Below are 23,552 nucleotides of genomic sequence, written 5' to 3' on the forward strand. Positions count from 1 at the left end.
GTTCAGTCCACGTAGTCTCGGTTCAGTCCACGTAGTCCGTGAGGATACGAACCATGTAGTCAGCCATCAGCCGGCCCTGCAACGTAGGTTCGAAGCGGCCTTCATCCACGGCGTCTCCATCGAGAAGTCCCTGCTGGACGAATCCCCTGATCGCTCTGTCACTGCCTGTGCCCAGTGAGTCCAGAGGCAGTTCCGAATCGATGCGAGCCGCGAGCATGATCCGCTCGATCTCCTGGGTCGATGCTTCCAGCACCTCCCGTCCGATGGCAGGCGACTCGCCTGCCAGCAGCCGGTCGGACCAGGCACGAGGATGTTTGGCGTTCCAGAACCGCACTCCACCGATGTGCGAATGGGCTCCGGGTCCGAAGCCCCACCAATCGGCATTGCGCCAGTAGGCCATGTTGTGGTCGCAGCGGGTCTCCGCTGACGTCGACCAGTTGCTGACCTCGTACCAGTGCAGACCGGCCGCCTCCATGGCGGCATCGGCGATCTCGTACTTGTCGGCCAGGTCATCTTCGTCGGGCATCGGCAGTTCACCTCGGCGAACCATGGCGCCCATCTTCGTTCCGGGTTCGACGATGAGCGAATAGGCGGAGATGTGATCGACGTCGTTGCTCAGCGCCACCTGAAGTGACCTGCGCCAATCGTCGATGGACTCCCCCGGTGTGCCGTAGACGAGGTCGAGGCTCAGTTCCAGACCGGCTTCTTTGATCCACTTCGCCACATCCGGGATCTTCTCCGGATCGTGTGTGCGGTCCAAGGTAGCGAGCACATGGGGCACAGCCGACTGCATGCCCAAGGAGATCCTCGTGAACCCAGCCGCTGCCAGGGTCGCAATGTAGCTCGGGTCCAATGTGTCGGGGTTCGCTTCGGTCGTGACCTCGACATCCGGTGCCAACCGGAAGCGGTCTCGGATGTCATCCATCACACCGGCCAGCACCTCGGCGGCCAACATCGTCGGGGTACCTCCGCCGAAGAAGATCGTCGTCACCGCACGGTCGGCGCCCCCCGCCTCGGCGAGGACACGAGTCGACAGATCAAGTTCGCGGGCAAGATTGCTGCGGTAGTCCTCGCGGGAGGCGCCGGGTCCCAGATCCTCTGCGGTGTAGGTGTTGAAGTCGCAGTAGCCGCAGCGGACCCGGCAGTAAGGGACGTGAACGTACAGGCTCAGCCCGCGAGAGGCCGCGCCGACCCCGGCCGAGGCCGGCAGCGAACCGTCAAGCGGTGGAGTCTCACCAGTCGGTTGTGCGGGCACTTACTTCTTGGATTCCTTCTTTGGCTCCGGATCATCCGAGGACAGAGCGGCGATGAAGGCCTCCTGAGGGACCTCGACATTGCCGACGACCTTCATCCGCTTCTTGCCTTCCTTCTGCTTCTCCAGCAGCTTGCGCTTACGGCTGATGTCTCCGCCGTAGCACTTGCTCAGCACATCCTTGCGGATGGCGCGGATGGTCTCACGAGCGATGATGCGCGAACCGATGGCAGCCTGGATCGGCACCTCGAACTGCTGGCGCGGGATCAGCTTGCGCAGCTTGCCAGCCATGAGCACACCGTAGGAGTAGGAGTTGTCGCGGTGGACGATCGCAGAGAAGGCGTCGACGTGATCTCCGTGAAGCAGGATGTCGACCTTGACCAGGTCCGCTGCGTCTTCGCCGTCATCGGAGTAATCGAGGGTCGCGTAGCCCTTGGTCTTCGACTTCAGCTGGTCGAAGAAGTCGAAGACGATCTCGGCCAGGGGCAGTCGGTAACGGATCTCGACCCGGTCCGAGGACAGGTAGTCCATTCCCTGAAGACTGCCGCGACGCGTCTGGCACAGTTCCATCACCGCGCCGATGTAATCGCTCGGGGTGAGGATGGTGGCCCGGACCATGGGTTCGCGGACCTCTTTGATCTTGCCGGTCGGATACTCGCTCGGGTTCGTGACCTCCATCTCCGATCCGTCTTCCATCGTGACGTCGTAGATCACGCTGGGTGCGGTGGAGATGAGGTCGAGGTCGTATTCGCGTTCGAGGCGATCACGCAGGACTTCGAGGTGGAGAAGTCCGAGGAATCCGCAGCGGAAGCCGAAGCCCAGCGCCGTCGAGGTCTCTGGCTCGTAAGCCAGCGAGGCATCGTTGAGTTTGAGCTTGTCAAGGGCATCGCGCAGGATCGGGTAATCCGATCCATCGATTGGGAACAGCCCGGAATACACCATTGGCTTAGGTTCCTTGTAACCCTCAAGCGCCTGCGTGGCTGGTGCAGAATTCAGTGTGACCGTGTCGCCGACCTTGGACAGGCGCACGTCTTTGACACCGGTGATGAGATATCCGACCTCGCCGACGCCCAGGCCCTTCGTGGCCTTCGGCTCCGGTGAGGAGACGCCGATCTCGAGGAGCTCGTGGGTGCTGCCCGTCGACATCATCGTCAGCTTCTCACGCGGATGCAGCGAACCGTCGATGAGGCGCACATAGGTCACGACCCCCCGGTACGTATCGTAGACGGAATCGAAGATCATGGCTCGAGCCGGCGCATCGGCGTCGCCGACAGGAGCAGGAATGTCCGAGATGATGCGATCGAGGACTGCGTCGACACCTTCACCGGTCTTGCCCGACACCAGCAGACAGTCCTCGGGCTCGCAGCCGATGAGGTTGGCCAGCTCTTCCGCGTACTTCTCGGGTTGCGCGGCGGGGAGGTCGATCTTGTTGAGGACGGGAATGATCGCGAGATCGTTCTCCATGGCCATGTAGAGGTTGGCCAGAGTCTGGGCTTCGATGCCCTGTGCTGCGTCGACGAGAAGGAGCGCACCTTCACAGGCAGCCAGGGATCTGGAAACCTCATAGCTGAAGTCGACGTGCCCCGGAGTGTCGATCATGTTGAGAGCGAAGGGAGTGCCCTCGTTCTCCCAGGCCATGCGCACGGCCTGGGACTTGATCGTGATTCCGCGTTCGCGTTCGATGTCCATCCGGTCGAGGTACTGAGCTCGCATATCGCGCGGCTGAACCGCCCCGGTGACCTGGAGCATCCTGTCGGCCAGGGTCGACTTTCCATGGTCGATGTGAGCAATGATGCAGAAATTGCGGATCAACTCGGGTGATGTAGCGGACGGCGAAATCCGTTCGAGTGCTTGCGGCTTCACCTGAGGTGACATGAACGCCCTTCCTTCGACAGACTTCCTTCGACAGACCAGAACTTCCATTGTTCCATGGGTTGCGCACCAGACTGGAATCCTCCGCACCCCGGTGCATGCGAGCCCAGCTTCTTATCTCCGACTCGAACTCACTGAGAATCCCGGTGCCGATCCTGCACATTCGACGGCGATCGGCGAAGATTGAGCCATGAGCGATTTCTCGATCATGAGCTTCAACCTCAGATATCCGGCGATGGACGGCCATCCCGTGGCCAAGCGCCTGCCCATCGCCGCCGAGCTCATCACCCAGGCTCACCCTCATATCATCGGCACGCAGGAGGGTGAGCTCGATCAGCTCGAGACACTCATCAGCCTGCTTCCCGGTGAGTACATCTGGTTGGGTGAGGGACATTCGGGCGGCAATTCGGGTGAGTTCACCGCGGTCATCTACGACTCATCGCGATTCGACGTCGACACCGTCGACATCAGCTGGCTGTCCGAACATCCGGAGACGGTCGCCTCCGAATCCTGGGGTGTCTCCCACGCCCGGACGCTGACAGTGGTCGATTTTCGGGATCGTCTCGCCGGGCAGTCGCTGCGCCTGCTCAACACTCACCTCGATCACAAGTCCGAAGAGGCTCGTCTGGAATCAGGGAAGATCATGGCCGGCCATCTCGCCGCGGCCACCGGTCCGTGCGTGGTCACAGGAGATTTCAACGTCGCCACGGGCTCCCCCGTCTACAACTATTTCTGCACTGAGCTGGGACTCACCGACACCGGGGCAATCGTCCCGGGTGAGAACATCGGCACCTTCCACCGCTACAAGGGCCCGAAGGACGGGGATGGCCGGATCGACTGGATTCTGACCTCATCGGACCTGCGGACCGTGTCCACCCGGATCAACACCTTCTCTGCTGACGGCGAATACCCCTCCGACCACTTTCCGGTCGAGGCGGTCCTGAGCTACGTCGATTAGGCTTAGTGACCATGAGTTGGAAATCACTGGTCAATCGCGTCGTCAAGATCGGCGTCAACGAAGGCTTCAAATTCCTCAAGGAATCACAGGCGAAGAAGAAAGCGGGCCCGCAGGGGTCGGGCCCGCGCCCGAATGATCCTGGAAGAAGTGGAACTGGTGGGGCAGATGCGCGGTCATCCGACCCCGCCTCGGCGGGTCAGAGCGACTACCCGGGTGATTACCGCGGCCCGGTCAAAGTCACCTATTCACCCGATCTCGACGGTGATGCCGATCCGGGAGAGGTCGTCTGGGGATGGGTCCCCTACGAAGAAGACCATTCCCAGGGCAAGGATCGCCCTTCCCTGGTCGTGGGCAAGGACGGTCGCTGGGTGCTCGCGCTCATGCTCACCAGCCAGGACCACATTTCCGGTGGAGTCGGAGAGGTTCGCGAAGACCGCCATGCCCGGTGGATGAACATCGGCAGCGGCGATTGGGACTCACACGGCAGGCCCTCCGAGATTCGTCTCGACCGTGTGATCCGACTCGATCCGCAGTCCATCCGTCGAGAAGGATCGATCATGCCCCGCGAGATCTTCGAGCAGATCGGCAGGAACGTCGCCGCCGGATGAGCCTGCTCGTCCATCAGCACAAAGCATTGACAGGATCGTCTCCCCCACTGAGAATTCGATCATGGACAGTCACAAGATAGGCACCATCGTTTCCGCGGACCTGACAGTCCCGGAGGCTGGCCCACTCCGTGATTTCTACACAGATGTGATCGGATGGACTGTCGAAGAGTGGGACATGGAAGGCTACTCCGACTACTTCCTCAAGACTGCAGACGGTGCTGACTATGTCGGCGGTATATGCCACCGGCGCGGCGCGAATGCATCGCTTCCGCCTGTCTGGCTCGTATACATCAACGTCGCCGATGTCGCAGTCAGCGCGCAACGATGCACCGCTCTGGGCGGCAAGGTTCTTGTTCACAATGATCAGTTCGCGGTGATCGAGGACCCGGCTGGCAGTATCCTCGCCATCACACACGTAGACAGCTGATGCTCGCTCGCGTGATTCACGCGGATTGAATTTCTGCCTGACGGAATCAGCCTGTATCGTTGAGAGAGTATCTTCATCAAAGGCGTGTGTCTCGCTGAGGTCGGGTGAAGATGCCATCAGGCTCGATATCATCGATGTGTTTCCCCGCGGAGATGAGTATGTCGGTCAGGTGTGCCCTCACGACCATGTTCCACTAACACGAAAGAGTGTTGAAATTGGCTAATATCAAGTCACAGATCAAGCGGATTGAAACCAACGAGAAGGCTCGCCAGCGCAACAAGGCTGTGCGGTCCGAGGTTCGGTCACATATCCGCGTCGTCCGCGAGAACATTGCTGCCGGCAACAAGGACGAAGCACAGCAGGCTTATGCTGTTGCCGCCCGTAAGCTCGACAAGGCCGTTTCGAAGGGTGTTCTGCACAAGAACAACGCTGCGAACCGCAAGTCGCGCATGGCCACGCAGATCAACGCTCTCTGAGTCGATCACTGAGGCTATAGCTTCGAGGGGCCCGATCCGTTTGGATCAGGCCCCTCAACTATTCACCATTCAGAGTCTGTACTCCGCTCAGAGACTCTTCACCGCTCAGCGCTGACGAGCCAACCGGCAGACTTCGGAGACGAACCATTCGACCGCATAGACCGGGTCACGGCCTCCGCCTTTGACGGCCTCATCAGCTTCGGCTGCCGCGATCAATGACTGCCCCAAGGCGACTTCGTTCCACCGGCGCACCTCGCGCCGGGCACGATCGACCTGCCAGGGAGCCATCTTCAGCTCCGAGGCGAGCTCGCCGCTCGATCCCGAGAATCCCTGGACCTTGGCCATCGATCGCAGCTTCATCGCGACCGCGGCAACCAGGGGCACCGGGTCGGACCCGGTCGACAGTGCGTGGCGCAGGAGGCTCAGCGCGCTCTTCGCATCACCTCCGACTGCGGCGTCGGCGACTTTGAAGCCGGTGGCCTCCACTCGTCCGCCGTAGTACTGGTCGACGATCTGCGCGGTGATGGTTCCGTCGGTGTCCTCGATGAGCTGGTCGACTCCGGCATTGAGTTCGGACAGGTCGGCCCCGAGTGCAGACATGAGCGCGGCCATCCCTGATTCGTCGATCTGCCTCTTCGCAGCCTTGAATCGTCCTTGGGCGAATTTGGCGCGGTCGCTCTCGTTCTTCAGCGGCGCAGCATCGACCCGGGGGAATCCATTCGACTCGATCTTCTTGACCAATTTGGCGCCGCGGTTGCCGCCTCCGTGAAGAAGCAGGACGACGGCATCGTCATTGGGCTCATCGAGGTAGGCGAGCGCATCTGCCAAGAACGCCTCCGAACACTTCTCGACGCTGTCGACGACGATGAGTTTGGAGGAGGAGAACAATGAGGGCGAGGCGGCCATGAGCAGCTCTCCACCTTGGTATCCGGCGGCGTCGAACTCGATCTCCTCCGGGTCGGACTTCCGCGCGGCAGTGACGATCCGATCCTTGGCCATGCGGATGAGCACAGGCTCGTTTCCGGAGATCATCACTACGGGCGCGGGCTTCGCGGAACTCCACGGGATCAGGGTCTTCTTCACTGCCATGCGCCCAGCCTATCGTTAGCCACGGGCTCGATGTGCCTCGGTCACCGGAGCCTACCGCGGGAGTCACTGTCCATCACCGCCACAGCTTCGCCCCGTACTGTATTGCGCGTTTGCATAGATGGCGATGGTGCCGCAGAGGTCGGTGCGCAGAACCGGGACGGGCCCGAAGGCTCGTTGGGCTCGTGGGGTGGGATGGCCGTAGCTGTTCTCCCCCACTGAGATCGCTCCGAGGCGAGCGCCTGCAGCAGTGAAGAAGTCTTCCGACAGGTCGGAGGAGCCATGGTGGGGTGCGATGAGCAGGTCGACGGGTTCGAGATTCTGGGCGACGATGAACTGTTCGTCTTCTCCGATGTCGCCGGGGACAAGGTAGCGCAGTCCCTTCTGTTCGACCCTGAGGACCAGTGAGTCGTCATTGCGCACTTCGGTCCCCTCTGTCTCTGCGGTCTCTGCTGCTCCTGCGGTCTCTTCTGCTCCCGCGTTCTCCTCTGCCCCCGCGGTCTCTCGCGCAGGTGGCCAGAGCACCTCGATCTGGGCCCCACCGGCGTCGAACGTGCGTCCACGCGCTGTCGTGACCACCTCGGCGCCGGTGTCCTCGACAATGCTGTGCAGCGCCTCTCTCCCGCTGACGTTGGTAGACACCCATAGGCGGTGCAGGGTCCGCGACCAAGTGGTTCCGGCATACCCGGCGCTGTGATCGGCGTCGAAGTGGGAGATGAGGAGATCGAACTCCTCGATCCCGCCCTCGTCGAGGCACACATCGACGGGCTTCGGGTCCTTCCCTGTGTCGATGACGAGGCCGCGGCCCTCGCCGAGGTTGATCAGTGTTGCCGATCCCTGCCCGACATCGCAGATCATCACCAACCAATCGTGTGCCGGTGGCTTCGTCCGACCGACCACGATGATCAGTGCGGTCAGGCAGATGCAGAGGACGACGACTGGGACTCCCCACAGCCTTCTGCGCACCAACAGCCAGGAGCCTGCACCCAGCACGATGAGGAGTCCGAGCGCGGCCAGTGTCCCCCACGGCGGTTCGGGCCAGTCGAGCGCAGCTCCGGGCAGTCCGGCACAGATCCTGGCAACGGCCACGATCCACCATGAGCACAGCGAGCCGAGCCAGGCGGGAAGCTGAGCACACCACAGCAGTCCGGGGACTCCGACGAGACCGACTCCCCCGCATACCAGCGATAGGAACCCGAGGACAGTGGCGGGCAGGACTGCGGGCGCGGCCAGAGCGTTCGCCGCCACCGACCACAGCCCTATCCGGGGGGCGATGGCCACGAGGACCGGGGTGCAGGCCAGTTGGGCGACCAGGGGCACGATGAGGGCGCTGAGGACGATGGCGGGGACCATCGACAGGCGCAGGCTCAGTCGCCGCAGAATGATCGGGACGACGAACATGATTGCAGCGGTCGAGACGACGGAGAGCACGAAGCCTACCGAGGTCGCCAGCACAGGGACAACGGTGAGCAGGATGCACACGGTCGAGCTCATCACTGCCACCGGTGAAATCCCTCCCCCACGGAGGAAGACGAAGGCGACCGCGATCGCCATACCCGCGGCACGGATGGCGCTGGGTTCGAACCCGACCACGAACACATACCCCATGCAGGTGAGAACCCCGAGACCGACGCGAGTTCGAGGACCGGCCCCGCACAGTCCGGCCAACAGTCCGGCGCCGAGACTGACAATCGTGACATTGCTGCCTGAAACAGCCGAAATGTGAGTCAGGGACACCACACGCATATCGTCTTCCATCCGTGCATCCTGAGGCTCGGTGTCACCGACCACGAGGCCCGGCAGCAGTGCACCGCCGCTGTGTCCTGAGGCCAGGGAGTCCTGCCGCAGCTGCATGCGCAGGTCTCCTCGCCACTGCCACAGCCTGTTCGGTGTGCGCAGGACCGTCGCTTCATTGCTGCTGATGCGGATGTCGTCGAGAGCTTCTGTGCGCATGGACACGTGCGAACCATCGGAAGGCGTGGAGGGGCTGAGCACCTCGGTGAGTCCTGTCGATGTCAGCACCGTGAGTCGAGACCAGCCAGAAGCCCCCGGTTGGCTGTGTCCGACCACGATGCCCTCCACATCGGTGACTTCTTCAGTTCCGCGGCCGGCACCGAGCATGGCGGTCTGAACCGAGAACAGACACGCGAACACGATGAGGAGCACTCCCAGGTGGTGGTGTCTGCGCAGGCAGAGGAAGCCGAGACCGACAAGGGGCGGAGCGGCGAGGAGCGCCCATGGCCCTGGAGCCACCAGCGCGGTGATCCACAGACCCAGCGCGCAGATGAGCAGGCGAACGGATCCTGGCCAGACCTTCGCAGCCGAGCGCGCCCAGTTGAGTACGGCTCTCCAACGATCTCTCACCCACTGAGCCTTCGAACAGTTCGCTCGCTCTCGCCGGGCCCTATCCGACCGAGACACGATCTTTGAGGCTCTCGAATGTCTTAGGTCCGATCCCCTGGACAAGCAGCAGATCTTCGATGCTGGTGAAGGGCTGTACTTCGCGGTAGGCGATGATCGCCTCGGCCGTCACCGGTCCGACTCCCGGCAGCGTCTCCAGAGTCGCGAGATCAGCCGTATTGAGATCCACCTGTGCGCCCTGCTCTGCAGCCCCACCGTCGGAGGCACCGGCCGCGCTGGCTGCTCCGCTGCCGGGAGCACCAGCTGCGCTGTCTCCTCCCTCACTGCCGGTCCCTGCGCCCCCTGCCGCCTTCGATTCGGCACTGCCGGGATCGGCGCTTCCGGGTTCTGCTTCCTCTCCGTGGGCGGGGATGTGGATCTGCTCGCCGTCTTGGAGGATGCGAGCGAGGTTGACAGCCTCCGCATCCGCCTGTTCCTTCAGTCCGCCTGCCTTCTCCACGGCGTCCTGGACTCGAGCTCCAGCGCTCAGGGTCACGACTGAGGGTCTCTTCACCGCCCCGGTGATATGGACGACGACCGTGCCGGGATCGACGCTCTGGACTGCCGGCGTGGCTTCGTCTGCAGCAGCTTGGTTCTGTCCTGGAGATGCCCCCGCCTTCGTCTCGGTCGAGGTCGCTCCTCCGCCGGAGGCCGAACCCTCCTGGACCCCAGTGGCGGCATGCTGTGGGGCCGGGCGAAGAATGAGAAAGGCCATGACGAGCACAGCAATGGTAGCGACGGTCACCGCGACGAGGATCGGCAGACGCACCCGGCGCGGCTCGACCGGCTCCTCTTCGCCTTCGCTGTCGCTTCCGAAGACGTCTCCTGGGACCCATCCGCCGCGTTCGGCGCTGGAGTTGATGAGGCCTGCGAAGCGATCATCGGGAGAGACAGCCATGTCGACAAGCTAAGGGCAGCTGCTTCGATCGCACCAGGGCCGAAATGCCGCCTGTGGAAACCGTTCGCCGGTCCACACCTCAAACGCACATGAGTCGGACCGTCGTCCACAGTTCAACGAACGTGAGTGGCCCTGCGGTAAGGAGATCAGGGTCTGGTCTGGACAGTGATACCGATCGTGCCGGAGCCGACGTGGGCGGTGATGATGGTCGACAAGGTTCGAAACGTCGTCGGCAGACCGGCACCTTCGATCTGCTCGCGCAGCATGACCACATCGGGGTGGGAGGGTTCACCGTCCGCGTGCTGGATCTCCACGTAGACGTCCTGCTCATCGGAGTCGATCTCTGTCGCGGCTTCACCGGCCAGCGCAACCATGCGCTCCAGTGCCTTCGTGCGTGTCCGGACCCTCGCGACAGGAGCGACGACACCAGCGCTGAGTCCAAGCACCGGAACGATCTGCAGGGCTCGGCCCAGCAGTGAGGAGGCGGCGCCGATGCGACCACCTCGGCGCAGGTGCTCCAAGGTCTCCGGAGCGAATGCGGTTCGAGTCTCGCCAGCGCACCAGTCGGCGACTGTGCCGGCGATCGATGCCACGTCGTGTCCCTGCGAGATTCCGGCGGCCGCGATCGCCAGAGCACCGGCCAGTCCCGCCGAGGTGGTTCGGGAGTCGACGACATTGATCAGCGACTCTTCGTTCTGTGCTGCGGCCACGGCCGAGTCGCGGGTCCCGGAGAGATCTCCGGACATGGTCACGGTGATGATCGACTCGGCACCATGATCAAGCAACGTCGCATAGGCGTTCGCGAACTGAGCAGGTGTCGCCATGGACGTCGACACCTCGGCGCCCTCGTCCATCTTCCGGCACAGGTCTCCAGCGGCGAGTTCCCCGTCGGTGAAGGCGACCCCTCCGACGAGCACCGTCAGGGGAACGACGGCGAAGAGATCACCGGTGATCTCACGCAGCGTGGCTTCCTCTGCATCCGACAGCTGGGCCGTCGAATCAGTGACCAGGCCAATCCTCATGGACGGCCCAGAGCCCGATATGTCCATCCAGCTGAGCGCCACACCTGCGTAGTCAGCACATTCCTGCCATCGATGAGGACTTTGCCCGCCACCAGCGACGCCGTGGCGACCGGATCAAGATCCCGATATTCCTGCCACTCCGTCAGCAGCAGCACCGCATCGGCACCAGCCAGCGCCTGAGAGGCATCAGCCACATAGTTCAGCTCGGGAAACGATCGTGCGGCATTGTCGATCGCCTGAGGATCCGTCACCGTAACCACACCGCCCTGCGTCGCAATCAGCCGCGCCACCGCCAGAGCAGGCGAATCCCTGACATCGTCGCTGTTGGGTTTGAACGCGGCACCGAGGACCGTGATCTTCTTCCCGATGAACGAGCCGTCCAAAGTATCCCGGGCAATGTCGACCATGCGCACACGCCGACGCATGTTGATCGAATCGATCTCACGCAGGAACGCCACCGCCTGGTCAGCCCCCAGCTCACCGGCACGCGCCATGAATGCACGGATGTCCTTGGGCAGACACCCACCGCCGAAGCCGAGTCCGGCATTGAGGAACTTCCGTCCGATGCGATCATCCATCCCGATCGCATCCGCCAGCTGAGTCACATCCGCGCCCGAGGCTTCGCACAGCTCAGCCATAGCATTGATGAACGAGATCTTCGTGGCCAGGAACGAGTTCGCAGCGGTCTTGACCAGCTCGGCCGTCGCGAAGTCTGTGACCATTCGCGGGGTCTGGTCCGCCAGCATCGTCGCATACACTTCGTCGAGGACTGCTGTGGCCTGCTCGCCGGACTCGCCCTCAGCTACGCCGTAGACCAGACGATTCGGGTGCAGTGTGTCCTCAACTGCATGGCCCTCACGCAGGAACTCCGGATTCCACATCAGAGACGCACCCGTGGGAGCCAGCACAGAGGCCAGACGCTCAGCGGTGCCGACAGGAACCGTGGACTTACCCACAACCACAGACGTCGAAGTCAGGTGGGGAACCAGCGAATCTACTGCGGCATCGACAAACGTGACATCGGCTGCGAACTCCCCGGGCTTCTGCGGAGTCCCGACACACACGAAATGGATCGCCGAATCCGCGACACGCGAGACATCGGTGGTGAACTCGAGACTGCCGAGATTCTGACCCTTCACCAGCAATTCACTCAGGCCCGGTTCGAAGAACGGCGGCCGACCAGAGGTCAGCGCCGCAATCTTGTCTGCGTCGACGTCGACGCCGACCACCTCGTGTCCCAGTGATGCCATAGCCGCCGCATGCACAGCACCCAAGTATCCGCACCCGATGACTGAAATCTTCAACCCGTGTTCTCCCTGCTTCGTCCCGGCGTTTCAGCCACACTATATGCCACTAGGTTCCACGATATCTGCAGGTTGAAACAGTACCCTTGGAATTGTGAAGCGTTTCTTTGATTTCCTGACCAACTCACCGGCAGCCGTGACATTCGCGGTGCTCAGCGTTCTGGGCATCGTGGTCTTCGCTGTGCCCGGACTGCATCCGTTCGCCTGGATCCTCGGCCTCGTTCTGTGCCTGGGCGTCATCGGCGCCCTGCTCATGTTCCATGGCGAGTGGAGGCGCGCGCAGACTCAGATCGATTCCCTGCGCCAGCTGCTGAGCACCGAGCGCGGGCGCCTCGACACGCTGGGACTGACCCCCGTCGACGAAGAGGTCACTGCGCTGCCCGACGAAGAGCGAGCACAGCGGATCCTGGACCTGCTCCCGGATTCTGCCGGTCTGGTACAGTCGCTACGTCTTGACGCGACCTACGGGGCGCTCGAAGTCGACGAACTCGAGCCGCTGCACACGTTCAGGCAGGAATTCTCGAAGTCCAGCTTCGACAATTCACGCTCGCACACCGCGTTCATGAATCTCTATCGCGCGGCCGAGGCTCTCTCGATCTGGGTCAACGAAGAGACGCGGCCGCTGGCCGACGATAAGACGAAGCGAGAGATCCGTCCAGGTGACACCCGCAAGGGTGGCTGGCGAGAGTACACAGAAGCACGCAGCCGCGGCGAGAGCTTGGGCGACAGGTTCGTCTCCGCTCGGTGGGAATTCAACCAGACAGCATTGGAACTCGGACTCGTCGCCTGAGCCGAATCAGTGGCGCCGAGTCAGTGGCGGATCCACCACGAATCGGTCGGTGTCACCGGAGTCCGACGTTTGTGCTCGGTGGCACGGTACTTCTCGATGAGTGTCGCAGCCGCGGACTTGTCGATGTCTCTGCCCTCGAGGAAGTCGTCGATCTGGTCATAGCTGAGCCCCAGTGACGACTCATCAGTCTGGCCCGGTTCGTCATCGAGCAGGTCCGCTGTCGGAGCTTTGTGCGCTAGGTGCTCGGGCGCGCCGAGGTGGGCAAGCAGTGCTCGTCCCTGCCGCTTGTTCAGCCCGGCCAGCGGCACCACATCGACACCGCCGTCGCCGAATTTGGTGAAGAAGCCGGTGACCGCCTCGGCAGCGTGATCGGTGCCCGCGACAAGGAGCCGCTTCTCCCCCGCCAGCTCGAACTGAGCGACCATCCGCATCCGTGCCTTGACGTTGCCCTTGCCGAAGTCGGTGATGGCTTCTCCGGTGGCGTTCTCATATTCCGCGGCCGCTGCGTCTGTGGCCGAACCGATGTTGATGACGATTTCGTGGTCGGCGCGGATGAAACCCATTGCATCCTGAGCGTCACTCTCATCGGCCTGAACGTGATGCGGCAGACGGATCGCCCAGAATTCCGCTCTCGCTCCCCGCCGACGCAGCTCCTCGACCGCCAATTGGCACAGGCGTCCGGCCAGGGTCGAGTCCTGGCCGCCGCTGATACCCAAGGTCAGGCCTCTGACGCCCGTTGTCAGGATGTAGTCGACAAGGAATTCGACACGCCGAGCGACCTCCGTCGCCGGATCGATTGTCGGCCTCACACCCAGGGTGTGCCGGATCTCATCCCGAGTAGCTTCCATTGACATATGTTTCCAACCCTTCCGGGCAGACGCCGACGCTCAGGCGTCGGGGACGATATTGACCAATTTGGGCGCACGAACGATGACCTTGCGCACTCCGGCCCCGTCGAGCGCTTTGAGGGCATTCGGTGATTCCAGTGCCAGCTTCTCCAGATCCTCTGCCGAGATATCGGGATCGACCTCGAGCCTGGCACGCACCTTGCCCTTGACCTGGACTACACAGGTGACCTGGTCGGCGACCAGGTGCTGTGGGTCCGCGATGGGGAAGGTCGCATAGGTCACCGTCGATGTGCGTCCCAGCTTCGTCCACAGCTCTTCGGCCAGGTGCGGCGCGAAGGGCGAGAGCATGATCGCCAGCGGTTCGAGCACGTCGGCCGTGGCTCCACCCTGCTTCGTCGCATGATTCGTGAGCACGATCAGCTTCGAGATCGCGGTGTTGAAGCGCAGGTGGTCCATATCGTCTCGGACGCCGTCGATGACTTGGTGAAGGACCTTGAGCGTCTCCGGATCGGCCGCACCGTCCCTGATGACGGACTCACCGGTGGTCTCATCCACGAACAGACGCCACACGCGCTGCAGGAACCTCTGCGCGCCGACGACGGCACGCGTCTCCCAGGGGCGAGCCTGTTCGATCGGTCCCATCGACATCTCATAGACGCGGAATGTGTCTGCACCGTACGCGTCATACATCTCATCGGGAGAGACGGAGTTCTTCAGCGACTTGCCGATCTTGCCGTACTCACGGTTGACCTGCGAACCGTCGTACCAGAAGCTCGACTCGCCCTTGTCATCGGTCCTCTCCTCCACCTCGGCGGCGGGAACGTAGACCCCACGTGAGTCGGTGTAGGCGTAGGCCTGGATGTAGCCCTGATTGACCAGACGATGGAACGGCTCCGACGAGGTGACGTGGCCCAGGTCGAACAGGATCTTGTGCCAGAACCGGGCGTAGAGAAGATGCAGAACCGAATGCTCGGCACCGCCCACGTAGAGGTCGGCGCCGCCGCGCGGCTTGGATTCGCGTGGACCCATCCAGTAGTTCTCGTTGACCGGGTCCACGAGACGATCGCTGTTGTGCGGATCGGCGTAGCGCAGCTGGTACCAGGACGATCCGGCCCAGTTGGGCATCGTGTTCGTCTCGCGGTAGTACCTCTGCGGACCATCGCCCAGGTCGAGTTCGACCTCGACCCAGTCGCGATTGCGCCCCAGTGCAGGTTCCGGATGACTGTCAGCATCATCGGCGGCAAACGTCCGAGGTGCGAAGTCATCGACCTCCGGCAGCTCCACCGGCAGCATGGAATCGGGCAGTGCGATGGGGGTGCCGGCCTCGTTGTAGACGATCGGGAACGGTTCGCCCCAATAGCGCTGGCGTGAGAACAGCCAATCCCGCAGTCGGTACTGGGTCGACTCGGTGGCCAGACCCTGGCTGGCCAGCCAGTCGGTGATCGTCGCCTTCGCCGCATCGACTTCGAGACCGTTGATGTCGATCTCGTCGTTGGCGGAGTTGATCATCACCCCGGCGCCGGTGAAGGGAGTGTCCTCATCGTGGTCGGCTGGAGGCTGCACCGTGCGCACATAGGGCAGTCCGAAGGACTTCGCGAAGTCCCAGTCACGGGCATCCTCTGCCGGAACGGCCATGATCGCGCCGGTGCCATAGCCCATCAGCACATAGTCGGCGACGAAGACGGGGATCTGCTCACCGGTCGCAGGATTGATCGCATAGGAACCGGTGAAGATTCCGGTCTTCTCCTTGCTCTGCTGACGATCCGCGTCAGTCTTCGATGCCGCGTCCCGCTGGTAGGAGGCGATCGCCTCGGCGGGGCTGGGCTGACCACCGCGCCACGAATCGGGCGTCTGCTCAGCCCACTCAGCTGCAGTCAGCTCAGCAACCTGCGGATGCTCTGGGCTGAGGACAAGATAGGTGGCGCCGAAGAGTGTGTCCGGACGGGTCGTGTAGACCTCGACCTGAGTATCTGATTCGGCCACAGGCAGGCGCAGCAGGGCGCCCTTGGAGCGGCCGATCCAGTTGACCTGCATACTGCGAACGGCCGAAGGCCAATCCAAGTCGTCCAGGTCGTCGATGAGGCGGTCTGCGTAGGCGGTGATGCGCATGTTCCACTGCCGCAGACGGCGGGTGTAGACAGGGAAGTTGCCACGTTCGGACAGTCCCTCGGCCGTGACCTCTTCGTTCGCGAGCACTGTGCCCAGCCCCGGGCACCAGTTGACCGGGGATTCCGAGACGTAGGCTAAGCGGTAGTCCTGCAGGATGTTCTCCTGCTCCGCCGGGCTCAGTTCGGCCCAGGGACGAGAGTCAGGTGTCTGTTTGGTTCCCTGCTCGAATGCCTCGACCAGTGTAGAGATCGGCCGTGCGGCACCGACGGAATCCTCTCCCTCGGTGGCTGCCTCCGGGTCGTACCAGGAGTTGAAGATCTGCAGGAAGATCCACTGGGTCCACCGGACGAAGTCGTCGTCGGTGGTCGCGAAGCTGCGGCGTGCGTCGTGGGCAAGCCCCAGCCGACGCAGCTGACGTGTCATGTTCTTGATGTTCGCATCCGTCGTGATGCGTGGGTGTTGCCCCGTCTGAACCGCGTACAGATCGGCGGGCAGCCCGAAGGCATCATAGGACAGAGCATGCATGACGTTGTGCCCGCGCATCCGCTGATAGCGGCCGTAGACGTCCGTGCCCAGGTATCCCAGGGGGTGGCCGACGTGCAGTCCCGCCCCTGAAGGGTAGGGGAACATGTCCATGATGTAGAGGGATTCACGCTCACCGAGAGTCTGTGGCGGAGCGTAGGCAGACTCCGAATCCTGTCGATCGAGACTTCCGTCAGCCCGGCTCAGATCGCCGGTGGGGTTCGGCGCGTGGAAAGTTCCCGCCTGTTCCCATGTGCGCTGCCATGACTTCTCGATCTTCTCGGCCAGCACCGCGTCATAGCGGAAACCGGTCTCCTCAGGATTCGTCGTCATTACCTTCCTTCACTGACTGGGCGTGAGCGGGTTTCGACCATCGTACTCTGAACATTCCCTGCTTCGACTTGGCTAGACTGCCAGATAGAGGTGTGAAGTGGTTTTGAGCCTCCAAACGTGAGCGATTTCACCTCACAACGCCAGACCAGTAGGATAACCGGGCAGTAACTTACGTCACGAAGGAGACCTCATGAGCCCAGCGACAATGCCCCAATCCACGACCCCGGTCGTCGACTTCAAGGTTGATACGACGTCATCGACGACCGATGTCTTCCTCGCGAAGGTCGCCGAGGACACGAATCTGCCGTTGCTGGCCAAACCAGTTGAGAACGGCTGGGAGGAAGTGAGCGCCGGCGAATTCCTCACCCAGGTCCGCACAGCAGCCAAGGGACTCATTGCTTCCGGGGTCGAGGTCGGGGACCGAATCGCGATCTTCGGTCCCACCTCCTTCGAATGGACGCTCAGCGACTACGCCGTGTGGTTCGCCGGCGCGATCTCGGTTCCGTTCTACGACACTTCTTCCGAAGACCAGTTGGCCTGGATGATCAAAGATGCTGAAGTCGGCCGAGGTCTTGTCAGCACACGTGAGCATGCGGACCGGGTCGAAGCCGCCGCGGCCGCCGCCGGCATCGCGGCTCCACAGCTGTGGGTGTGGGACCAAGGAGCCTTCGCCGAGCTCGAAACGACCGGGCGAGAGATCAGCGATGACGCCCTCGAAGCTCAGCGCTCACAGGTCACCGGCGAATCGGTCGCCACTCTTATCTACACCTCCGGCACCACCGGCAAGCCCAAGGGCTGCGTCCTCACACACGGGAACTTCGTGCAGACGGTGCAGGCTGCTCAGGAGCAGATCCCCGAGATCTTCACCGGAGGCATGCGCGCCCTGTTGTTCCTGCCGCAGGCACATGTCTTTGCCCGCTTCATCGAGGTCCTTGCGATCAGCTCCGGCGCTCTGCTGGCCCACCAGTCCGACCTGACCAAGCTCACCGACGCGCTTGCCAGCTTCCGTCCATCGTTCATCCTCGGAGTTCCTCGTGTCTTCGAGAAGGTCTTCAACTCGGCACTGGCGACGGCCCAGTCCGGCGGCAAGGAGAAGATCTTCCGTAAAGCAGAACAGGTCGCGGTCTCCTATTCCAAGGCCACGGATGCCGGCAAGGTCCCGGTCGCGCTCAAGCTGCAGCATGCGCTCTTCGACAAGCTCGTGTATTCGAAGCTCCGTACGGTCATGGGCAACAACGTCAGTGCAGCGGTATCCGGCGGCGGCCCCCTCGGTGCCCACCTCGGCCACTTCTTCCGCGGAGTCGGCCTCGTCGTCCTCGAAGGATACGGCCTGACTGAGACGACCGCCCCGATCACTGTCAATGTGCCGGAGAAGTCCAAGATCGGCACCGTCGGCGTCCCCCTTCCCGGTGTCAGCGTGGCGATCGCACCCGATGGAGAGATTCTGGCCAAGGGCGTCCCCGTCTTCCGCGAATATTGGAACAATCCCGAGGCCACCGACAAGGAATTCCACGACGGATGGTTCGCCACCGGCGACCTCGGTTCTCTCGACGAGGACGGCTACCTCACGATCAGTGGCCGCAAGAAGGAGCTCATCGTCACGTCGAGCGGCAAGAACATCGCGCCGGCACCTCTCGAAGATGCACTGCGCCGCCACCCGCTCATCGGCCAGCCCGTCGTCGTCGGTGACAACCGGAAGTTCATCTCCGCGCTCATCTTCCTCGACTCTGAGATGCTGCCGACATGGTTGAAGAATCATGATCTGCCGGAGATGGACCTGCGCCAGGCTTCTGCCGACGAAACCGTGAGAGCCACCATCGAGCAGGCAGTCGAGAACGTCAACAGAACCGTGTCACGGGCGGAGGGCATCAAGAAGTTCACGATCCTGCCCGTCGAACTCAGCGAAGACAACGGCTACCTATCGGCAAAGCAGTCGGTCAAGCGTCACCTCGTCGGCAAGGACTTCGCCGCCGACATCGACGGTCTCTACGCCGACTGACCACAGCCGGCGAGGCGACGCAGGCCCGCAAGGAGACGTAGCCTGGGATTCAAAGGAGACTACTGTGGCACTTGAGCGAAGGAGTGGACCGTGTCCGATGACAACAGCCAGATGAACAGCTACGTGGCCAAGGGTGAGGAATTCGCCCGGGACACGAACTACATCGAAGACCGGATCCTTGCCGATCCCGACTCGCAGTGGCCGGTCGAACCCGGTCGCTACCGGCTCATTGCCGCTCGCGCCTGCCCGTGGGCGAACCGGACGATCATCGTCCGCAGGCTGCTGGGCCTCGAGGACGTCATCTCCATCGGAATGCCGGGTCCCACGCACGACGCTCGGTCCTGGACCTTCGATCTCGACCCCGGCGGAATCGACCCAGTGCTGGGCATCGAACGTCTGCAGCAGGCGTTCTTCGCACGCTTCCCGAACTACCCCCGTGGGATCACCGTCCCTGCAATGGTCGACATCGCCAGTGGTGCTGTCGTGACGAACGACTTCCCGCAGATCACCGAGGACTTCTCCACTCAGTGGAAGCACTATCACAGAGAGGGCGCCCCGGATCTCTGGCCCGAAGAGTCTCGGGCGGAGATGGAGAAGGTCATGCGCCTGATCTACACCGAGATCAACAACGGGGTCTACCGTTGTGGCTTCGCCGGCTCTCAGGAAGCCTACGAAGCTGCCTTCGACCGACTGTTCGCTGCACTCGACACGATTGAGGAACGTCTGAGCAATTCCCGGTACCTCATGGGCGGCTCCATCACCGAGGCGGATGTCCGTCTATTCACCACGCTGGTTCGCTTCGACCCCGTCTACTTCGGACACTTCAAGTGCAATCGACAGACGCTGCGGGACTTCGAGAACCTCTGGGGCTATGCCCGCGATCTCTACCAGACTCCGGGATTCGGAGACACCGTGGACTTCACTCAGATCAAACAGCACTACTACATCGTCCACGCCGATGTGAACCCGACGCAGATCGTTCCCAAGGGCCCCGATCTCGCCGGTTGGCTCTCGCCTCATGGCCGAGAGAGGCTGGGTGGCGCACCCTTCGGCGACGGCACAGCCCCCGGACCTGTCCGCGCCGGTGAGGAAGTTCCGGAGGAGCACACCGCTGCCGCTTGGCTGTAACGAGGATTGCGGGTCGTGCAGTGATGCAGACCGTGCAGTGATGCGAGCCGATGGCTCAGCCCCCAGACCGAGGACTCAGGCCTCGTCCAGACCGGCTGGGCCTTCGGTGCGCTCGCGGCCTTCTGTGTGAACACCGCTGGCCTCGGTGCCCGGTACAGCCTTTGCCCTCCTGCGCTTGCGGACCTTCATCACGATCCACACCGCGACGAAGACGATCACGGCAACGATGACCAGCGTCTGGAAGTAGCCTGCGTAGGTTTCCACAACCGACCAGTTCTCGCCGAGGTAGAAGCCGGCGACGATGAGGATGGTGTTCCAGATTGCGCTTCCAGCTGTGGTCAGCAGCAGGAACTTGATGATCGACATGTTCCGCATGCCAGCGGGGATGGAGATCAGAGACCGGAAGATGGGGACCATCCGGCCGAAGAAGACTGCCTTGTCACCGTGCCTGTCGAACCATCCAACCGTCTTGTGCACGTCAGCGACATCGACCAGCGGCATCTTCACGGCAATGCGGCTGATGCGCTCAAGGCCGATCCATTTGCCCAGCGCCCACAGGATGACTGCACCCACGACGGAGCCTGCTGTGGCGAGGATGATCGCCAGAACGATGTTCATGCTTCCCTGGCTGGCGGTGAAGCCCGCCAGCGGCAGCACGAGTTCGCTGGGAATCGGCGGAAAGATGTTGTCCAAGAACACCAAGAAGCCGACACCGATCGGGCCCAGCGTCTCCATGAGCCTCACGGCCCAGGCAGAGAAGCCGCTGAGATTGTCTGCCGCTGAAGAGCCTGCCGACAACGTCAGATCGGTAGGCAGGACTGTCGAAATTGGTGTCGGCATGGGCAAAAGTCTAGATTACAGGCGCGGCCCAACACTCCCAGGTCCCTCCCAGCGGCTAGTGTTGAAACAGACACCTGCGGGTCAAGATCGAAGGAGCACGAAGTGGCACCAGCCAAAGTACTGGCCTCACGCAACACGGTCGCCGAAGTCGGCCACACCGCTATCAACCAGCCGGGACCCGCCCACCTGATGCGCGCCGTCAAACGCTTCGGCGATCGGCTGGGCAATCAGTTCGGTGCAGCCATCACCTACTTCCTGGTCCTCGCAGTCATGCCGATCGCGATGTTCACCTTCGCCAGTCTGGGCTTCGTTCTCGACGTTGCACGTCCGGACCTTCTTCCGATGGTTGTCGAGCAGATCGAGAAGCGGGTGGGCGGAAACTCATCGCTGACGGAACAGCTGGAGAGCTTCCTCACCAGCTGGCAGTCGGTCGGCATCATCGCCATCCTGGCCGCTCTCTACACGGGCCAGGGATTCATCGGCAACCTCGGTGCTGCAGTGAGAGCACAGCTGCACGCAGACTTCGACGATGTCGTGCCCAACAAGTCATTCGTCAAGAAGATCCTCAACAACGTTGCAACTCTCCTGGGACTCATCATCGGCCTGCTGCTCACGGTGGCATTGACCGTCGTCGGCACCGGTCTGGGATCGGCCATCAGTGAGATGCTCCACCTCGGCGGGTTCGGGTCATTGGTCATCAGAGTGGTGCCGTTCATCATCACGCTGGGCGCCGCTTGGCTGATCTTCATGTTCCTCTTCACCATGCTGCCCGACCACCCTGTGGGCAAGAGAGCCAAGATCAGGGGCTCGCTCCTCGGTGCTGTGGCCTTCACGATTCTCATCAACCTGGCCACTGTCCTCATCGACATCTTCTCCGGCAACAAGGCCGCTGGTGTGTTCGGATCGATCATCGCGATCATGCTGACGATGAATATCTTCGCCCGGATCATCCTGTTCGTCGCGGCCTGGATCGGAACCGCGGACCCACCTCGTCTCCAGGAGGACTCCTCGCCCGAATACCGCTTCGTCGAGCCCCGCGTCCAGATCCAGAGCCTGGGCGCGCTGCTGGCCGGCGCCGGCATCGTCGCACTCACACTGCTCGGATTCCGACGCTTCGACGAGCACCAGACGAAACGCGAGTAGACAACCCGTTAGACTGGGCGAGAATTCGCTAACTGACCGAGGAGACACGACCTTTGACTGACGCAACGACGGCTCGCCTGAACGAATGGGCGAACAAGCAGACTGCCGCCGAAGAACTCATCCCACTGACCGGACGCCTGTACCGTGAGAACGACGTGCTGCTGACGTTGTTCGGCCGATCGTTGCTGAATAAGTCAGTGATCGGAATGATCAAGGCTCATCGCTACGCCCGCCACTTCCTCGGCGAGGATCTTGACATCGAGGTGACTCTGAAGATCGTTCGGGCTCTGAGCGAGCTCGATCTGGGCCCCACCCGAATCGACTTGGGTCGTCTGATTCAGAAGCAGCAGGAGCAGTCCGACTCCGTTGAGAACTTCCTCTCCGCCGAACTCGCCTCAGTCGCGGGTACCAATGGCGAAGACGGTGCAGTTCGGGACATCGTGCTCTACGGTTTCGGTCGCATCGGCCGTCTGCTGGCCCGCATCCTCATCGATCGTGCTGGCGGCACAGGTATGCGCCTGCGTGCAATCGTCGTGCGCAAGGGCAGCGACGATGACATCGTCAAGCGCGCATCGCTGTTGCGACGTGACTCCGTGCACGGCAATTTCGATGGCAGCATCGTCGTCGACGAAGAGGCCAACACGATCCAGGCCAACGGAACGCTGATCCAGGTCATCTACTCCAACGATCCCTCGCAGGTCGACTACACCGAGTACGGAATCAACGATGCCGTCATCGTTGACAACACCGGCAAATGGCGTGACGAAGAAGGTCTGTCCAAGCATCTGGATTGCCCCGGCGCCTCGAAGGTCATCCTCACTGCACCGGGCAAGGGCGACGTCAAGAACATCGTCTACGGTGTCAACGACGCTGCCATTCTCGATGACGATACTGTCATGTCGGCCGCATCGTGCACCACGAACGCGATCACCCCGGTGCTCAAGGCTCTCCATGACAAGTACGGGGTCCGCAACGGCCACGTCGAGACGGTGCACTCATTCACCAACGACCAAAACCTCATCGACAACTTCCACAAGGGTTCCCGTCGTGGCCGCGCTGCCGGCCTCAACATGGTGCTCACCGAAACCGGAGCGGCCAAGGCCGTGGCGAAGGCTCTGCCAGAGCTCAAAGGCAAGCTGTCAGGCAACGCGATCCGGGTTCCCACCCCGAACGTGTCGATGGCCATTCTCAACCTCAACCTTGAGAATGCAACGAGCGTCGATGAGCTCAACGGGTTCCTGCGTGAGACCTCGATGAATTCGCCGCTGCGCAATCAGATCGACTACGTCTCCTCCCCCGAACTGGTCTCCAGCGACCTCGTCGGATCGAAGCGAGCAGGCGTCGTCGATGGCCTCGCCACAATCGTCGATGACGACCGCGTCGTCGTCTACGTGTGGTACGACAACGAGTTCGGCTACAGCTGCCAAGTCATTCGCTGTGTGGCGAAGATGGCCGGAGTCGACGTTCCTGCGTTCCCCTGATCGGATCGATCCGACCATCTGATCTCATGCGTAAGCGCCCGCAGCCTGAATGGCTG

General features: G+C 62.3%; 19 protein-coding genes. 9 read left to right on the forward strand and 10 right to left on the reverse strand.

The window, feature by feature from the left end; all coding sequences use genetic code 11:
* Window positions 1–22: 22 nt before the first annotated feature.
* Together hemW and lepA are read right to left on the reverse strand one after the other, a co-directional pair.
* The gene (gene hemW / locus ACE03M_RS07210) at window positions 23–1,255 is read right to left on the reverse strand and encodes a radical SAM family heme chaperone HemW (RefSeq protein ID WP_485933298.1); all 1,233 of its coding nucleotides are present in this window, start codon (window positions 1,253–1,255) and stop codon (window positions 23–25) included.
* Window positions 1,256–3,127 (reverse strand): translation elongation factor 4, encoded by a 1,872-nt coding sequence (gene lepA / locus ACE03M_RS07215; RefSeq protein ID WP_260848033.1) that lies wholly within the window; start codon window positions 3,125–3,127, stop codon window positions 1,256–1,258.
* Window positions 3,128–3,314: 187 nt separating this feature from the next.
* Here lepA and ACE03M_RS07220 point away from each other — a divergent pair, with 187 nt between their 5' ends.
* The 4 genes from ACE03M_RS07220 to rpsT all read left to right on the forward strand — a co-directional run bounded on the left by ACE03M_RS07220 (window position 3,315) and on the right by rpsT (window position 5,593).
* On the forward strand, window positions 3,315–4,082 hold the full coding sequence (locus tag ACE03M_RS07220) for an endonuclease/exonuclease/phosphatase family protein (protein WP_143921831.1): 768 nt from the start codon (window positions 3,315–3,317) through the stop codon (window positions 4,080–4,082).
* A gap of 11 nt (window positions 4,083–4,093) precedes the next feature.
* Entirely contained in the window at window positions 4,094–4,690 is a 597-nt protein-coding gene (locus tag ACE03M_RS07225; RefSeq protein WP_485933299.1) for a type II toxin-antitoxin system PemK/MazF family toxin, read from the forward strand.
* A gap of 61 nt (window positions 4,691–4,751) precedes the next feature.
* Complete coding sequence (locus ACE03M_RS07230) at window positions 4,752–5,117, forward strand: VOC family protein (protein ID WP_485933300.1); 366 nt, start codon at window positions 4,752–4,754, stop codon at window positions 5,115–5,117.
* A 215-nt stretch (window positions 5,118–5,332) separates the two neighbouring features.
* Window positions 5,333–5,593, forward strand: coding sequence for a 30S ribosomal protein S20 (gene rpsT, locus ACE03M_RS07235; protein WP_143921834.1), 261 nt, complete (start codon window positions 5,333–5,335; stop codon window positions 5,591–5,593).
* A gap of 105 nt (window positions 5,594–5,698) precedes the next feature.
* Here rpsT and holA read toward each other — a convergent pair whose 3' ends face one another.
* From holA to ACE03M_RS07260, 5 genes are all read right to left on the reverse strand, one after another.
* Window positions 5,699–6,682: a DNA polymerase III subunit delta gene (gene holA, locus ACE03M_RS07240; protein WP_143921835.1), complete on the reverse strand. Its 984-nt coding sequence runs from the start codon at window positions 6,680–6,682 to the stop codon at window positions 5,699–5,701.
* Window positions 6,683–6,745: 63 nt separating this feature from the next.
* Window positions 6,746–9,043, reverse strand: coding sequence for a ComEC/Rec2 family competence protein (locus ACE03M_RS07245; RefSeq protein ID WP_485933301.1), 2,298 nt, complete (start codon window positions 9,041–9,043; stop codon window positions 6,746–6,748).
* 40 nt (window positions 9,044–9,083) lie between these two features.
* Window positions 9,084–9,977 carry a helix-hairpin-helix domain-containing protein gene (locus ACE03M_RS07250; protein ID WP_485933302.1) on the reverse strand — a complete coding sequence of 298 codons (894 nt, stop codon included), beginning with the start codon at window positions 9,975–9,977 and terminating at the stop codon, window positions 9,084–9,086.
* A gap of 146 nt (window positions 9,978–10,123) precedes the next feature.
* On the reverse strand, window positions 10,124–10,999 hold the full coding sequence (locus ACE03M_RS07255; RefSeq protein ID WP_485933303.1) for a DegV family protein: 876 nt from the start codon (window positions 10,997–10,999) through the stop codon (window positions 10,124–10,126).
* Window positions 10,996–12,303 carry a UDP-glucose dehydrogenase family protein gene (locus ACE03M_RS07260; protein ID WP_485933304.1) on the reverse strand — a complete coding sequence of 436 codons (1,308 nt, stop codon included), beginning with the start codon at window positions 12,301–12,303 and terminating at the stop codon, window positions 10,996–10,998. Before ACE03M_RS07260 ends, ACE03M_RS07255 begins: the two co-directional genes overlap by 4 nt.
* Before the next feature lie 94 nt (window positions 12,304–12,397).
* On the opposite strand from ACE03M_RS07260, the gene ACE03M_RS07265 reads away from it, so the two are divergent.
* Window positions 12,398–13,093: a hypothetical protein gene (locus tag ACE03M_RS07265; RefSeq protein WP_485933305.1), complete on the forward strand. Its 696-nt coding sequence runs from the start codon at window positions 12,398–12,400 to the stop codon at window positions 13,091–13,093.
* A 20-nt stretch (window positions 13,094–13,113) separates the two neighbouring features.
* Here the strand turns inward: ACE03M_RS07265 and nadE are convergent, their stop codons facing one another.
* Together nadE and leuS are read right to left on the reverse strand one after the other, a co-directional pair.
* Complete coding sequence (nadE, locus tag ACE03M_RS07270; protein ID WP_485933306.1) at window positions 13,114–13,941, reverse strand: ammonia-dependent NAD(+) synthetase; 828 nt, start codon at window positions 13,939–13,941, stop codon at window positions 13,114–13,116.
* A gap of 39 nt (window positions 13,942–13,980) precedes the next feature.
* Window positions 13,981–16,905: a leucine--tRNA ligase gene (gene leuS, locus ACE03M_RS07275; protein WP_485933308.1), complete on the reverse strand. Its 2,925-nt coding sequence runs from the start codon at window positions 16,903–16,905 to the stop codon at window positions 13,981–13,983.
* A 190-nt stretch (window positions 16,906–17,095) separates the two neighbouring features.
* On the opposite strand from leuS, the gene ACE03M_RS07280 reads away from it, so the two are divergent.
* Together ACE03M_RS07280 and ACE03M_RS07285 are read left to right on the forward strand one after the other, a co-directional pair.
* Entirely contained in the window at window positions 17,096–18,904 is a 1,809-nt protein-coding gene (locus ACE03M_RS07280) for an AMP-dependent synthetase/ligase (protein WP_485933309.1), read from the forward strand.
* Window positions 18,905–19,015: 111 nt separating this feature from the next.
* Window positions 19,016–20,032 carry a glutathione S-transferase family protein gene (locus tag ACE03M_RS07285; protein WP_143921919.1) on the forward strand — a complete coding sequence of 339 codons (1,017 nt, stop codon included), beginning with the start codon at window positions 19,016–19,018 and terminating at the stop codon, window positions 20,030–20,032.
* Between the two features lie 75 nt (window positions 20,033–20,107).
* Here ACE03M_RS07285 and ACE03M_RS07290 read toward each other — a convergent pair whose 3' ends face one another.
* Window positions 20,108–20,872, reverse strand: coding sequence for a DedA family protein (locus ACE03M_RS07290; protein WP_222103586.1), 765 nt, complete (start codon window positions 20,870–20,872; stop codon window positions 20,108–20,110).
* A 102-nt stretch (window positions 20,873–20,974) separates the two neighbouring features.
* Here ACE03M_RS07290 and ACE03M_RS07295 point away from each other — a divergent pair, with 102 nt between their 5' ends.
* Both ACE03M_RS07295 and ACE03M_RS07300 read left to right on the forward strand, forming a co-directional pair.
* The gene (locus ACE03M_RS07295) at window positions 20,975–22,015 is read left to right on the forward strand and encodes a YhjD/YihY/BrkB family envelope integrity protein (RefSeq protein ID WP_143921843.1); all 1,041 of its coding nucleotides are present in this window, start codon (window positions 20,975–20,977) and stop codon (window positions 22,013–22,015) included.
* Between the two features lie 53 nt (window positions 22,016–22,068).
* The gene (locus tag ACE03M_RS07300) at window positions 22,069–23,496 is read left to right on the forward strand and encodes a glyceraldehyde-3-phosphate dehydrogenase (RefSeq protein ID WP_485933310.1); all 1,428 of its coding nucleotides are present in this window, start codon (window positions 22,069–22,071) and stop codon (window positions 23,494–23,496) included.
* The last annotated feature ends 56 nt before the right edge of the window (window positions 23,497–23,552 follow it).

Source organism: Brevibacterium sp. AGC70, from assembly GCF_057334195.1.